The sequence below is a fragment of the Pedococcus sp. P2_D7 genome, assembly GCF_056404295.1.
In genome coordinates this window covers 294,009-307,172 of sequence record NZ_JBFUEH010000006.1, presented here as the reverse complement: position 1 = coordinate 307,172, position 13,164 = coordinate 294,009, and the positions used below count along the sequence as shown (strand labels likewise).

15 protein-coding genes are annotated in these 13,164 nt (G+C 71.6%); 7 read left to right on the top strand and 8 right to left on the bottom strand.

The genetic code is table 11. The features are described from left to right. Positions 1-26: 26 nt before the first annotated feature. A complete protein-coding gene (locus AC1DWJ_RS16455) occupies positions 27-710 on the top strand; it encodes a TetR/AcrR family transcriptional regulator (protein WP_457252709.1) in 684 nt (227 codons plus the stop codon). Positions 711-787: 77 nt separating this feature from the next. Here AC1DWJ_RS16455 and AC1DWJ_RS16450 read toward each other — a convergent pair whose 3' ends face one another. Continuing rightward, positions 788-1,549, bottom strand: coding sequence for an alpha/beta fold hydrolase (locus AC1DWJ_RS16450; RefSeq protein WP_477621375.1), 762 nt, complete (start codon positions 1,547-1,549; stop codon positions 788-790). Between the two features lie 220 nt (positions 1,550-1,769). Next, complete coding sequence (locus tag AC1DWJ_RS16445) at positions 1,770-2,771, bottom strand: AraC family transcriptional regulator (protein WP_477621374.1); 1,002 nt, start codon at positions 2,769-2,771, stop codon at positions 1,770-1,772. Positions 2,772-2,846: 75 nt separating this feature from the next. Here AC1DWJ_RS16445 and AC1DWJ_RS16440 point away from each other — a divergent pair, with 75 nt between their 5' ends. The 3 genes from AC1DWJ_RS16440 (at position 2,847) to AC1DWJ_RS16430 (ending at position 4,764) form a co-directional block, all read left to right on the top strand. Further along, on the top strand, positions 2,847-3,122 hold the full coding sequence (locus AC1DWJ_RS16440) for a hypothetical protein (RefSeq protein WP_477621373.1): 276 nt from the start codon (positions 2,847-2,849) through the stop codon (positions 3,120-3,122). Positions 3,123-3,397: 275 nt separating this feature from the next. Beyond that, positions 3,398-3,973 (top strand): ArsR/SmtB family transcription factor, encoded by a 576-nt coding sequence (locus tag AC1DWJ_RS16435; protein ID WP_477621372.1) that lies wholly within the window; start codon positions 3,398-3,400, stop codon positions 3,971-3,973. Next, positions 3,973-4,764: an SRPBCC family protein gene (locus tag AC1DWJ_RS16430; protein ID WP_477621371.1), complete on the top strand. Its 792-nt coding sequence runs from the start codon at positions 3,973-3,975 to the stop codon at positions 4,762-4,764. The genes AC1DWJ_RS16435 and AC1DWJ_RS16430 overlap by 1 nt, the downstream gene beginning before the upstream one ends. A 149-nt stretch (positions 4,765-4,913) precedes the next feature. Here AC1DWJ_RS16430 and AC1DWJ_RS16425 read toward each other — a convergent pair whose 3' ends face one another. Beyond that, positions 4,914-5,264 carry a hypothetical protein gene (locus tag AC1DWJ_RS16425; protein ID WP_457252702.1) on the bottom strand — a complete coding sequence of 117 codons (351 nt, stop codon included), beginning with the start codon at positions 5,262-5,264 and terminating at the stop codon, positions 4,914-4,916. Between the two features lie 203 nt (positions 5,265-5,467). On the opposite strand from AC1DWJ_RS16425, the gene AC1DWJ_RS16420 reads away from it, so the two are divergent. Continuing rightward, positions 5,468-5,800, top strand: coding sequence for a hypothetical protein (locus tag AC1DWJ_RS16420; protein ID WP_477621370.1), 333 nt, complete (start codon positions 5,468-5,470; stop codon positions 5,798-5,800). Between the two features lie 39 nt (positions 5,801-5,839). Here the strand turns inward: AC1DWJ_RS16420 and AC1DWJ_RS16415 are convergent, their stop codons facing one another. After that, positions 5,840-7,066: an AGE family epimerase/isomerase gene (locus AC1DWJ_RS16415; protein ID WP_477621369.1), complete on the bottom strand. Its 1,227-nt coding sequence runs from the start codon at positions 7,064-7,066 to the stop codon at positions 5,840-5,842. A 77-nt stretch (positions 7,067-7,143) separates the two neighbouring features. Here AC1DWJ_RS16415 and AC1DWJ_RS16410 point away from each other — a divergent pair, with 77 nt between their 5' ends. After that, complete coding sequence (locus tag AC1DWJ_RS16410) at positions 7,144-8,496, top strand: DUF1727 domain-containing protein (protein ID WP_477621368.1); 1,353 nt, start codon at positions 7,144-7,146, stop codon at positions 8,494-8,496. Beyond that, positions 8,493-9,302: a type 1 glutamine amidotransferase gene (locus tag AC1DWJ_RS16405; protein WP_457252698.1), complete on the top strand. Its 810-nt coding sequence runs from the start codon at positions 8,493-8,495 to the stop codon at positions 9,300-9,302. The genes AC1DWJ_RS16410 and AC1DWJ_RS16405 overlap by 4 nt, the downstream gene beginning before the upstream one ends. On the opposite strand, the gene AC1DWJ_RS16400 is transcribed toward AC1DWJ_RS16405, so the two are convergent. The 4 genes from AC1DWJ_RS16400 to AC1DWJ_RS16385 all read right to left on the bottom strand — a co-directional run bounded on the left by AC1DWJ_RS16400 (position 9,292) and on the right by AC1DWJ_RS16385 (position 13,162). After that, positions 9,292-10,677: an HNH endonuclease gene (locus AC1DWJ_RS16400; protein WP_477621367.1), complete on the bottom strand. Its 1,386-nt coding sequence runs from the start codon at positions 10,675-10,677 to the stop codon at positions 9,292-9,294. The genes AC1DWJ_RS16405 and AC1DWJ_RS16400 overlap by 11 nt on opposite strands. Positions 10,678-10,813: 136 nt before the next feature. Further along, on the bottom strand, positions 10,814-11,251 hold the full coding sequence (locus tag AC1DWJ_RS16395; RefSeq protein WP_477621366.1) for a hypothetical protein: 438 nt from the start codon (positions 11,249-11,251) through the stop codon (positions 10,814-10,816). Then, positions 11,244-12,344: a lysylphosphatidylglycerol synthase transmembrane domain-containing protein gene (locus AC1DWJ_RS16390; protein WP_457252695.1), complete on the bottom strand. Its 1,101-nt coding sequence runs from the start codon at positions 12,342-12,344 to the stop codon at positions 11,244-11,246. Before AC1DWJ_RS16390 ends, AC1DWJ_RS16395 begins: the two co-directional genes overlap by 8 nt. Further along, positions 12,341-13,162 (bottom strand): PIG-L deacetylase family protein, encoded by an 822-nt coding sequence (locus AC1DWJ_RS16385; RefSeq protein ID WP_477621365.1) that lies wholly within the window; start codon positions 13,160-13,162, stop codon positions 12,341-12,343. Before AC1DWJ_RS16385 ends, AC1DWJ_RS16390 begins: the two co-directional genes overlap by 4 nt. Positions 13,163-13,164 lie beyond the last annotated feature (2 nt).

Below are 13,164 nucleotides of genomic sequence, written 5' to 3'. Positions count from 1 at the left end.
GCTCCTCATCATTACCGCGTACAGTGGTGTACTACGAAATCGTCGCGCTCACGAGAGTTGGTGTCAAGACTTTGACTGAACACACTAGTTCGGCGAAACAACGTGCGTATCGCAAGGTGAAGCGCGCCGAAGACGAGCAGCGAACTCGGGCCCGCATCGTCGACGCCGCCGAAGCCCTTCATGCCGAGGTGGGGCCGGCTCGTACCACCATCTCCGCGATCGCCGAGCGGGCCGACGTCACCCGGGCCACCGTGTACCGGCACTTCCCCGACGACGAGTCCCTGTTCCTGGCCTGTTCGGGGCAGTGGCTCTCTCGCCAGACGCTCCCAGACCCCGACGCGTGGGAAGTCGGTGGCGACCCCTTTGCCGTGCTGCACTCCGGCCTCACCGACATCTACCGCTACTTCCGCGACGGCGAGTCGATGCTCACCTCGGTCCATCGGGACGCGGCCGTCGTGCCAGCCAGGATCAAAGCGGCCCGGCTTGCCCGGGAAAGCGAATGGCTGGCGCGGCTGACCCGTGGGCTGCCCATGCGGCGGCGCAAGAGCGTGCAGGCGGCGGTCGCGCACGCCCTGTCGTTCGGCACCTGGCGATCGCTCTGCGTGGACCTAGGGCTGTCGAACGCCGCAGCGATCGACCTGATGGTCGCGATGACGGCTGCAGCAGCCAGTCCAGCTGATCAGGTGCGTGGCCGAATGGCGCGAGCCTGACGAGTACTTGCGCGCCCGAGACGACCCTGACCGATTCTTCGCCCAGAGCCGACCTACCGCGTCCCGTGATCGGGTGGTCAGGTCGCTCGCGACAGGGCGGTGGCGATCACCGCGGCTGTCTGTTGAGGCGCCTCGTCGGGCAGGAGGAACACCGAACCGGGGATCGTCACCAGGGTCACGTGGGCAGCCGCCTGGAGGGTGGCGCGCTCCGCCTCGGTGAGCCCCCCATCCCCTTTCTCGGCGTGGACGACCCACGCCGGTGTGTCCGATGCAGCCAGCCGGGTGGCGTAGTCGGTGTCCGCGGCGATGTAGTCCAGGTAGTCGCGGCATACACGGACCGAGTCCCGTGCGTTGTTCTGCCTGAGGTCCTCGACCAGCTCGCGACGGTGCTGCTCAGGCAGCTTGGCGGACCGGGCCATGAGGGGCAGGAGGCCAAGCATGCCGGCCATCGGCCAGCGGCCGACCCGCTGTGATGCCCGCACCACTGCGCGGAAGAACCACGCCTCGTCCTCAGTCGTCAGACTGATGCCGAGCAAGACGACCGGACCGCGGAAGTGACCCGACAGCAGCGCCTCCAGCGCGACCGTGGCGCCGTGCGAGAAACCCACGAGGACATCGCAACGGTGCAGCTCCGCCAGCTCGCCGGCCCGACGGGCCATGCCGGGGACGGATGGATCCTCGCCCAGCGGCGCGCCAGCCATACCCGGAAGGGTCGTGGCCACCAGGCGCACCCGCGACAGCGCCGGCTCAGCCATCACCAGGTCGAACGAGCGGGCCGCGTTCGCCCCGCCCGGCAGGAGCAGCACGGACTGGACCGCATCCTCGGGTCCCGAGGTCACGAGCTCCCAGGCTTCCCTCATCGCGCCTCCGCAACGATCGGCTCGTTCGCCAGACCGGTGTGCTGGCGGCGGCCCTTGTCCCTGTTGCTCAGGCGATCCCTGCGGTCGTCCTGTCCAGCGTATGCCGTGAGGCGGGCGGGCGCGTCGGGCAAAGTGGCTACGACCCGGGGACGAGCGCCGGTGCCTAGCGACACCGAGCCGCGGCGCGTCCTGGGGCGGGTCAGGGTGCGACGCGCCAGACGCTGGGGGCGGTCCCGTGGTCGCGCTTGAAGGCGCGGCTGAAGGCCTCCTCCGACTCGTACCCGACCCGCGGCGCGATCGCGGCGACCGGCAACGTCGTCGTGCGCAGGAGGTCCTCGGCCACGTGCATCCGCCAGCCGGTGAGGTAGCGGATAGGCGCCAGTCCGAGCGCTGCCCGGAATCGTTCGTCGAGGACGCTCGACGACGTGGTCGCCGCGCGGGCGAGGTCTGTCAGGGTCCACTTGCGGCCTGGGTCGCCGTGTATGGCGGCGAGCGCCGGTGCGACCACGGGGTCGCGTAGCGCGGCGAGCCAACCGCTGTCTGTGGCCGGCGCGTTGGCCAGGTGCAGCTTGAGCACCTCACGAAGCAGGAGCTGCGGTATGTCGGTCGGTGCCGCGATGCGGTCGTCGGCGACCTGGCTCGTCTGCTGGAGGACCAGGTCGCTGCTGGCCTTGACCCACGAACGGATCGGTCCCTCCGGCGGGGTCACGACGAACACGGGCGGGAAGACGCCCAAGCTCGGGTCGAACAACCGGTCGTCACAGGCGAGGAAGCCGCACACGAGCTCGCTGCGCGCCCCTCCGAGGCCGTGGACTATGTGCGGCAAGGCATTCCACGGCGGCGGGTCGATGAGCTGCATGACCGGGACGATCTCAGCCGTCTCCTGGCCACCCATCCGGTGCTGGTCGTTGTAGGGCAGCACGATCACGTCGCCCTCGTGGGCCCAGACCATGTGGGACCCGGCCTCGATCCAGCAGCTGCCGGAGACGACGACGTGGAAGATCACGATCTGCGCGGCGTCGGGGGCCAACACGGCGGCCAGGTCCTGCGACGCCATCGACTCGTAGGCCCAGGCCTCGGTGTACTCGCTGTGCAGGAAGATCGCGCCGGACAGCTTGACCCGTGCCAAGGCAGTCGCCAGGGCGGTGGATCGATCAGCTGCCGCGGCATCCCGGTCATGGTGGGGCCCAGCGCTCCTCATGAGACTGAGTCTGTCAGCAGGAAGCACGTGGAGACAGGAGACAGCGATGGCGCTCAACCCGGGTGCGGGGCTCTGATGGCCAGGGCCGATCGGTTCAACGCAACCGCATTCTCGCAGTGGGTCAACGGGCCGAGTGGCCTGGCGTTCCGGATGGCAGCCGGCGCGGCCTGGCTCCTCTTCGCCCTGGTCGCCCGCGATCACTGGTGGGGGATCCTGGCGGGAGCCTGGGGTCTTTTCCCCCTCACCGCAGGACTTTTCGACATCTGCTGGATCAGTTTGTTCCTCGGCGGGCCGCTGCAGGGGAGGGCCATCCGCGCCGGGCAGGCGGCGATCCGCGAGGTCAGACAGTAGGGACCTCCTAACCGGCGACGTGCTGGAAGCCGAGCGACACCAGGACACCGGTTGACGGGTTCGGTCCGGGCAGCGTGTGGGCGGTGACGTGGTCGACCTCGCCGGTGGAACGGCACGGTTGCCGCCGGGACGAGCCAGACCTGTGGATCGAATGACATTCCCAGTCTCCCGTCGTGGTGCCTCCCATCGGAACCATCCAGCATCCTCCGGCCCACGCAGTTGGGGCAGGCAAGAACCCTTGACAAGAATATTTGTCAAGGGGCACCATCGACACCATGCACGACGTCGAAGTCATCGAGAGCGCGGATGCAGCCGCGGCCGCGCTGGACCCGGTCCGGGCCCGGCTGCTCGGCGAGCTGGCCACCCCGGCCTCCGCCGCCGGCCTCGCCGCGAAGGTCGGCATCACCCGCCAGAAGGTCAACTACCACCTCAAGGCCCTCGAAGGGCACGGCTTGGTGACGCTGTCCGAGGAGCGCCACCACGGGGGCATCACCGAGCGCGTGTTGCAGGCTTCCGCAGCCTCGTATGTCGTGTCGCCGGCTGCCGTGTCCGCGTCAGCGGCTGACCCCGACGCCAACGACGACCACCTCTCGGCGGCATACCTCGTCGCGTTGGCCGGTCGGCTGGTGCGTGAGGTCGGCGCGCTGTCCCGCCGCGCGGGCGCCACCGGCAAGCGCCTGCCCACCCTCACGATCGACACGCAGATCGGTTTCCGGTCGGCCGCCGACCGCGCCGCGTTCGCCGACGACCTGACCGCCGCGGTGCTCGACCTGGCCGCCCGCTACCACCATGACGACGGGCGTCCGCACCGGCTCGTCGTCGCCGCCCACCCACTTCCCGAGGAGAGCTGATGAGCACCACCCCGAACGTCCCGTACCGCCTGGAGTTCAGCGTCGAGGTGCCAGGCACCCCGGAGCAGGTCTGGCAGGCCATCGCCACGGCGAAGGGCATGAGCGCCTGGTTCCTGCCGACCGAGCTGGAGGAGCGCGAGGGAGGCGCCCTGCACTTCGAGATGGGTCCCGAGATGGGCTCCGACGGCCACGTCACCGAGTGGGACCCGCCGCGCCGCATCGTCTACGAAGAGGACTGGGCCGCCCTCATGGGGCAGGACCCCGATGCCCTGAGCCCGCTGACCTCGGAGTTCCTCGTCGAGGCGCAGTCGGGTGGCACCTGCGTCGTGCGGGTCACCAGCAGCGGCTTCGGGACCGGCGCCGACTGGGAGGCGGAGTTCTGGGACGACATGGGCACGAGCTGGATGCCGTTCTTCGACAACCTGCGCCTCTACCTCTCGCACTTCCCCGGACAGGAGGCCACCCAGCTCGAGGTCAGCGCCTCCCACCCCGGTGATGCAGAGTCGGTCTGGTCGACCCTGCGCGAGGCGCTCGGGCTGGGCGCCGAGGGGTCGGCCGTCGAGGTGCGGGGAACCACCGGCACGGTCGAGCGCGTCGGCCAGCGGCAGACGCTGGTCCGGCTCACCGGACCCGTGCCGGGGATGCTCACCGCCTTCGCGCACGGTGCGGGCGAAGGGACCTCGACTGCGGGCGTGCGCGCCTACCTGTTCTCCGCGGACGCGGCCGGCTACGTGCAGCGAGAGCAGCCCGGCTGGCAGGCCTTCCTGCAAGGACTGTCCGTCCCGGCCTGACAGCTCCAGCGGAGGGTCCGCCAGCCGGTGAACCGTCGACGGCGGTCAAGGCGAACAAGGAGGGATAGGCCTCCGCCTCGCTCTGACGAACGAGGCGGAGGCGCCGGAGTCCAGGTCTACGTCTGTCCAGGTTTACGTCCGTCTCGGGTTTACGGCTCCCCGCCGCCGCCGGCCAGGAAGCCGGTGTGACCGTTGCAGGAGTCGCCGGGCTGGAAGCCGGACGCCTTCAGGTCCTGCACGGTGGCGCCGTTGGCACGCTCGACCTGCTGGACGTGACCCCAGTTCTGGGGCGGTGCTCCGCCGGGTCCGGGGAAGCCGGCGCCGTCGCCGTCCTCCAGTCCGGAGAAGGCACAGATGGAGTTGGCGTGGGCCGACCCGAGGCCCTCGCCGCCAGGTGGCTTGCCGTTGCCGGTGATCTCACCGGCACTTGCGGCGGACATGCCGAGAAGTACGAGCGCACCGGCTGCCGCCGGGACGATGACCAGACGAGTGAGGCGCATGGTGCTCCTTCATAGACGGACGACCACCCTGCCCAGCGCAGGGCGTCACTCGACGCTAGAACCGGCCAGCCGCAGACCGCCTCCACCGGCACGGTGACTCCGCCTAGAACATCTGCGGTGATCGATGATCCAAATCGGGGCAATCGGACGCGGTCGGCGCATATTCGCTTGCCTGCGGGCGATCGGCGTTGGACCCTCGGCGCATGACCACCCCTGCGTTCAACCCGCCCTACGACCAGCTGCTCGCCACCGCCGAACGGGTGGCAGCGGAGCGCCCGGAGGTCGACCTCGACATGGCGCGGGAGGTGTTCGAGGAGGCGGCGACCCTGCTGTACAACGGCCTTGCCCTCGAAGGCCTGGACGACCACGACGCCCACCTGGTCGTCGCGGGCCTGTGTGACGACCTCGTGTCCGGCGACCCCAGCGCAGCCGTGCGTCGGCGTCCGCAGGCGGTGCTGGCCGACCCCGGTGAGGTGCACGACCCGAGGAGCGTCGCCGCGGCATACGAGATCAGCGCACGGATCCTGCAGCTCTAGGCGACTCGCGCGCCACGCCCACCCAGGCGCTGGGGCGGGCTAGCGACGGGCGAGGGCGCCGGCGAAGGACGCGGCGGGCTCCAGCGACGGCAGCAGCGCGGCCTGGTAGGCGTGGTAGACGTCTGGCTTGCCGGACCAGACCGTCGCTGCGGGTCGGTTCGACGGGTCCAGCTCGTGCCGCCAGGAGCCGGCCTCGCGGTCGATGAAGTACCGCTCCGCCTGACCCCACCACGCGGCATACCAGTCGTCGTAGGACGGGTCATCCACGGCACGCCCCAGGGCCCAGGCCGCGCCGATCCCCTCGGCGAGCACCCAGTGCAGGCGGTTGCGCACGACCGGCTGCGCGTCGAAGTCGGTGGTGTAGACGAACCCGTCCTCGCCGTCGGCGTGCCACCCGATGCCGACCGCGGTGTCGAACAGTGACACCGCGTCGTCGAGCAGCCACGGGGGAGCGGCGACCCCGAGGGCGGTGCGCAGGTGCAGCGCCAGGCGCGACCACTCGAGCAGGTGGCCGATGGTGACGCCGTAGGGCCGGAACTGGTCGGCCGGGTGGTCGCGGTTGTAGTCGGGCAGCGGCAGCCAGTCGGCGGTGAAGTGCTCGGGGAGCCGCCAGTCGTTGGCGCGCGCGAACCCGTGCACGACGTGCTCGACGATCCGGGCGGCCTGGCCTCGCGGCACGGGGTCACCGGTCACCTCGTGGACGGCCAGCAGCGCCTCGACCGTGTGCATGTTGGCGTTGGCGCCCCGGTAGTCCTCCGGGGTGCGCCACTCACGGTCCCAGCTCTCGACGGCCAGTCCGTCGGTCTCGCTCCAGAAGTGCGTCGCGAAGACGTCGCGGGCGTCGTCGAGCAGCGCCTGGCCGTCCGGGTGCCCCGCGGCCGTGGCGCTCGCCGCGGCCAGCAGCACGAAGGCGTGGGCGTAGCACTCCTTGGAGCCCGAGACCGGCTCGTGCGTCGCTGGGTCGACGGCGCTGAACCAGCCGCCGTGCTCGGTGTCGCGCAGCACCTCGCGCAGCGCGCGAACCCCATGGTCGAGCGCCGCCTGGGCCTCGGTGTTGCCCTGCAGCACCTCGAGCGCGGCGACATGGGTCATCCGGCAGGTGAGCCAGGCGTGCACCGGCCGGTCGAGGTCTGGCGTGCCGTGGTCGTCGAGCCACGCGAAGCCGCCCGCCGGGTGCACCGACCCGCGCGCGAAGCTCCACAGCCGCTGGCGCTCACCCGCCAGCCAGGTCTCGTCGGGCGTGAACGGCGAGGGCACGGACGACATGTGTGGATCGTATGCCGCGTGGCGGCGGCCCTGCCCGGTGCCGGGTCGGTGCGGCTGCACGCACTAGGGTTTGGGGCGTGCTCAGGACGACGGCGGCGGTGGTCGCAGGCAAGGCGGCGAGGGCTGCCTCGCGGCTGCGCGGGGGCGGCTCCGCGCTCCCCGGTCTGGTCGCCGAGCGCGTGGATCCCGGGTTCCTCGCCCACGCCCTGGCCGATGTGCCGGGCGGGATCGTGGTCGTCACGGGCACGAACGGCAAGACCACGACCACGAAGATGCTGGTGGCGGTGCTGCGGGCGCACGGACGGACGGTCTTCACCAACCCGACCGGCTCCAACTTCACCCGCGGGGTGATCTCGTCGATGCTGGGCGAGCTGCCCCTGCGCGGTCGCCTCACGGCCGACCTGGCGGTGCTCGAGCTCGATGAGGCGCACGCGCTCAAGTTCGCCGCAGCGGTGCGGCCCACGCACGCCCTGCTGCTCAACGTCGCCCGCGACCAGCTCGACCGGTTCGCCGAGATCGACCACACCGCCCAGCTGCTCGCCTCGCTCGCCGAGCAGGCGACGACGGGCGTGGTGCTCAACCTCGACGACTCCTTCGTCTCCCGGATCCGCGACCGGGTCGGCGCTGGCGTGGAGGTCCGCTACTTCGGTGTCGACGCGTCGATCGCCGACCGGCTGCCTGAGCTCCAGGAGCAGGACGTGCGGTTTGACGACGACTTCGTCGCGCCGGTCGCAGGACCCCAGGACGGCCTGCTCAAGCCCAGCGACGAGCGCACCTTCGAGGTGCTGTTCGGTGGCGGTGGCGGCGACGGCGACGGCGACGGTGACGGCGACGGTGGCGCGGGCTCCGGCACGGTCGGCCCGTTGGAGCTCCAACAGCGCGGGCTGGCCGCGATGATCAACGCCACCGCGGCGACTGCCACGGCCCGGATGCTGCTCGGTGACGCGTTCGACCCGACCGCAGCGGCGAGCGCCCTACGGGCCGTGACGCCGCCGTTCGGGCGCGGCGAGGTGGTCATGGTCGACGGCCAGCCGCTGGAGCTCGTTCTCGTCAAGAACCCCGCCGGGTTCACGGTGGCCCTCGGCACCTACGGCACGACCCCCGTCGCCACGATGATCGCCCTCAACGACAACTACGCGGACGGGCGAGACGTGTCGTGGCTCTACGACGTCAGCTTCGACTCCCTGCGCGAGCGCGGCGTCACGACGACGAGTGGGGTCCGGGGCTACGACATGGCGCTGCGGCTCCAGTACGACGACGTCCCGGTGGCGGGGGTGCAGCCCGACCTCGACCAGGCCCTCGACGCCTTCCTCGCCCAGCACCCCGACGAGCCCAAGCGGATCTTCTGCACCTACACCGCGATGATGGCGCTGCGACGCACGCTCGCCGCCCGCTACGACCTGCCCGACATCGGCGAGGAGGCGTCATGAGCCAGCCCGGCGGCATACCCGACGTCGCGATCCCCGGCGAGCCCGCAGGATCGGCGGTCGTCCCTGACGCCGACCGCGCCGGCAAGGGGGTCATCCACGTGGTGCACCTCTACCCGCGTGAGATGAGCATCTACGGGGACCTCGGCAACACCCGCACCCTCGCGGCCCGGATCCGCCGCCACGGCTACAGCCCCGTCGTCCACCAGCACCACCCCGGCGGTGAGTTCCCCGAGCAGGCCCACCTCGTCGTCGGCGGCGGCGGCCAGGACTCCGGCCAGGTGCGGGTCGAGGCCGACCTCGAGCAGATCGCCGACCGGCTGCGCGCCCTGGCTGACGGCGGCACGCCGATGCTGATGATCTGCGGGATGTACCAGCTGCTCGGCAACGCGTTCATCACCGTCGACGGCAAGCGGCTGCCGGGTCTTGGCATCCTCGATGTGACCACCCAGGGCAACGCCAAGCGGATGATCGGGCCGGTGGTGCTCTCGACCGACTTCGGCGACGTCGTGGGCTACGAGAACCACTCCGGCTCGACCACGCTCGGTGACGGGCAGGCGCCGTTCGGGCGGGTGCGGTCGGGATTCGGCAACAACGGCACCGACGGCACGGAGGGCGCCCGCACGGGCAACGTCTTCGGGTCCTACCTGCACGGCCCGATCCTGCCGGCCAACCCCCGCCTCGCCGACGCGCTGATCGGGCTCGCGGCAGAGCAGGCCACCGGTAGGCCGTTCGAGCCCGCCCCCCAGGACGACGCCATCGCCGACGAGGCCCGTTCGCGCCAGGTCCGCCGCCTCGTCAGGCGCTGAGCAGCAGCGCCGCGTAGCGACTCTCCAGCGCGCTGGAGGTGGGCCCCGCACGGACCCGCGAAGGCAGCACGGGTGGAGCCGACGAGTCGTAACAGTGACCGGTGGGTGTTGTCGTGCGCACCGTGTGCCCGGGTCCGGCCCGGACCGTTCGAGCCCGCCAGCCGGGCGCCTCCTTGGCGTAGTTGCAGGCCTCGCAGAGGCCCTGCCCGTTGGCCGTGGTCGTGGCACCGTCGGCGCGGCTGGCGATGACGTGGTCGATGTGCCTGATAGGCGCGTCGCACCAGGGCGTACGGCAGGTCTGGTCCCGCAGCAGGATGAAGCGCCGCATCGGGCCCGTGAACCGTCGACCTGGTGCGCTGACGGCGGTGCCCGGGAGGTCGGGCGCACTCGGCCAGCCCAGCTGGCCGACGAGGCCGGCGCCGGCACCACGGTCCGGAAAGGGCTCTGGGCGTGGCGAGATGCGCTCCAGGTCGGCCCCGTCGGCGGTGGCGAGGGCCCTGCGCATCGTCACGCGGGCACCGTCGCGCCTGGCGTGGGACACGAGGTCGCGTGCCGTCTGCGCCGGCAGCACGTGCCCGCCCAGCAGAGCCGGCTCGTTGCCGGCTGAGGCAGGCATCACCAGCTGGACCTCGATGGGGACCGCGGCCGCAGTCGCCTGGCCCGTGACGCGTTCGACGAGGGTGTCGGCCATCACTTGGCCACGACCGCGTGCGTCACCCTCGGCTCGGGCGGATCCGGCGGCCCGCTCCAACGCGGCGAGGACCGCGACGCCCTGGGCGACGGGCAGCAGTGCGGTGAGGTGGGTCATCGTGTCTGGAGCCGGGCGCAGGCTGACGCGACGCTCGCGGTGTGCCCGGCCGGCCCGCTCGGCCATCGCCGCCGCGTCGAGCTGACACGCGAGCGCCTTGGCCCTGGCCTCGACCTGACGGTCGCCGAGACGCGGCAGGTCGGCGGCAAGGGCCGCGTCGACGGTGGCGCGGTCCGCGGGACTCAGGCACGCGGTCTCGCGGCAGACGATGGTGGCCCGCCACTCGCTGACCGATCCCGCCTCGAGGTGCCTCATGGTGTGCGGAAGCTCGCGGACCAAGGCCTCGGCAAGGCCGAGGTGCCGGGAGCCACGAGCCGGAGAGTCCTTGCGCGCCAACGCAACCTGCGCCCCGATGCCTCTGCCGCGCTCGCGAGCCGGCAGGCCCGAGACCGCCTGCGACTCGCGCTGGGCCGCGGCGAACGCCGCTGTCACCCGCGCCTGGGCGCCCGCCGCGGCAGCCTTGATCGACTCCAACAGGCCGATCTGGTCGATGCGCTCCGCGTCGTCCACGGCGGTGTCGAGGAAGGGCAGGCGCGCCAGGACCTCGCGCAGGTCGTGGGTGGTCAAGGCAGACGGCACAGCTCGCCGGTCGGCCACCAACGCTGCTGTCATCGCACGCCCCCCGACGTCTCTCGATCCCCTGCGAGCACCCTCTTCGGAGTGCTGTGCCAATCATGGCAGGAGGGTCTGACAGCCGAAGGCCTCAGGTGAAGGTGGGGCCGGCGTCGAGCCGGAGCTTCAGCAGGCCGTCGAGCGCGATCGACTCGCCGTCCCGGGCGCCGGCGCCGACCTGGAGCGGGGGAGGGCTCGGCTCGAGCGCCACAGTGCGCCAGCGCCCGAGTCGTTGCGGTGCGGTGACGAGCACGTAGTAGCCGCCGTCGGTCCCCACGCCGATCGAGAGGTCTCGCCGCAGGTACCAGCCCTGCACCCCGGTGCGGTAGCGCCCGCTCCCGGACCACGGCTTGGCGGTCAGCTCCTCGGTGGGAAAGCCCGCCTCGCGGGCGCTCGCCACGAACGCGTCGACGAGCACCTGGGCCTTGGCCGACTCACGTTCGCGCCGCTTGCGGTCCGCGTCGACGTGGTATGCCGCGCGCTCGGCACGCTCGGCCTTCTCCCGTTCGACGTCCTCCGGGTCAGCCATCGAGGGGCTCCTCTACCGGCGCCGCGGTCTGCTCGACCGGCGCCTTCTTGGGGCTCATCGACCACGCCAGCCAGCCGAGTGCGCCGAGGGGGATCTCCATGAAGTGCGTGAAGAGGGAGAACAACACGACGGTAGCGGCGGCCTCGGCGCTAGCGGCACCCCACCCGACCAGCGCCACGGTCGTCGCGGCCTCGGTGACGCCCAGTCCGCCGGGGGTCACCCCGACCGCGGTGAGCAGCCGGCCGATCGCGTAGGCCGCGAACAGCTGGCCGTAGGGCAGGTCGACTCCGGTGGTGTGCGCACAGAGCAGGAAGAGCAGGTAGTAGACCCCGAAGAAGCCGAGCAGTCCCAAGGTCATGCTGAGCCAGCCGGTGCGGACGACGTCGTTGATGCGGGCGCGCAGGTCGACGACGAGGCTGCGCACGCCCATGCTGCGTCGCTTCCACAGGCGCCCGATGACCTTGTCGATGCCCTGACCGATCGCCACGGCAGCCCGCTCCGACGCGAGGATGGAGACGAAGACGATGAGGATGACCGACCCGCTGATCGCCCCCGCGACAGCGAGGTCCTCCAGCTTGGTGGGGACGTCCTGGTCGTTGCCGGCGAGCAGCCCGAGGATGGCCAGGACCGGGAGGGCGATCCGGGCCAGGACGTTCCAGACGCCGGTGACGATCGCCGAGGTCGAGATGTCGCGCCGCGAGAAACCCCACGAGCGGCAGATCGTGTAGGTCGCGGCCAGCCCGGCGGCCCCACCACCGGGCAGGAGGTTGCCCACCGACGACCCCGCGACGTTGACGATCAGCGCCTGCCAGTGCCGCAGCCCCTTCATCGACCCGGTGAGGGTGAACGTGTAGCAGTAGAGCCCCACGACGACCCCGCCGAGCAGCAGCACCGCTGTGCCGGTGGGGACCTGGGTGAGGACGTCCCAGATCTTCGACCACGAGGTCTTGGCGAAGTGCGGCACACCCCAGCCCAGCAGGAAGGCCGCCAGGCCGAGCCCCAAGACCCCCTGCACGACGGTCCGCACTCGAGAGCGCGGCGGGCGGGTGCCGGGACCGTCCGCGGGGCCGTCGGTGGCCTCGATGGTGCTCACGACAACCCCTCGAAGACGTCGTGCGAGACCTGAAGGCCCGCCGGACGCGCGCGGTCCACGAACCACTCGCGCCCGAACACCAGGTCGTAGAGCGGCCTGGGGATCCTCAGGAACGCCGCGAGCGTGCGGTCGGCCCCGTCCTCCGCACTCGCCTGGGAGGCGTGCGCGCGCATGGAAGCCCGCTTCGCGGCGGCATACCGACGCACGTCGATGCGGTGGGTGATCTCGGACCGCGCGCTGAACGCCCGGCTGAACGCCTCGCGGTCGAACTCGGGCGGGAAGCGGTAGACCTTCGCGGCCAGGTCCACGGCGCGCGCGATGGTGTCGCGCGGGACCGTTGCCTCCAGCACGCGCGGCGTCCCCGCGAGGTATGCCGCCCGCGCACCGACCTCGTGTACGCGGACGTGGTCGCGGTGTCCGTAGCCGCCGTTGCGGTCGTAGCTGAGCAGGACGTCGGCGCCCTCTTCTCGCAGGACCTCGGCCAGCCGCTCGGCCGCCTCGTCGAGAGGGGCGCGCACGAAGCGGAGGCGGTCCGGGGGGTCGGGGAAGAGCTCGGGGCCCAGGCCGCTGTCGGCGTAGCCGAGGTAGACGACGCGGTCCACGCCCAGGGCCGAGGCCGAGCGCCGCAGCTCCTCGAGCCGGCGCGCGCCGAGCCCGCCGTCGGCCGCGAAGGCGTCGGAGGCGAGCCCGAGGGCGCCGTCGGTGGCCACCACCACGACCACGCGATGGCCCTCGGCGGCCGCACGCGCCAGCGTGCCCGAGGTCAGCAGGGCCTCGTCATCGGGGTGGGCGTGGAAGGCCACGAGCGTGTGGGTCATCA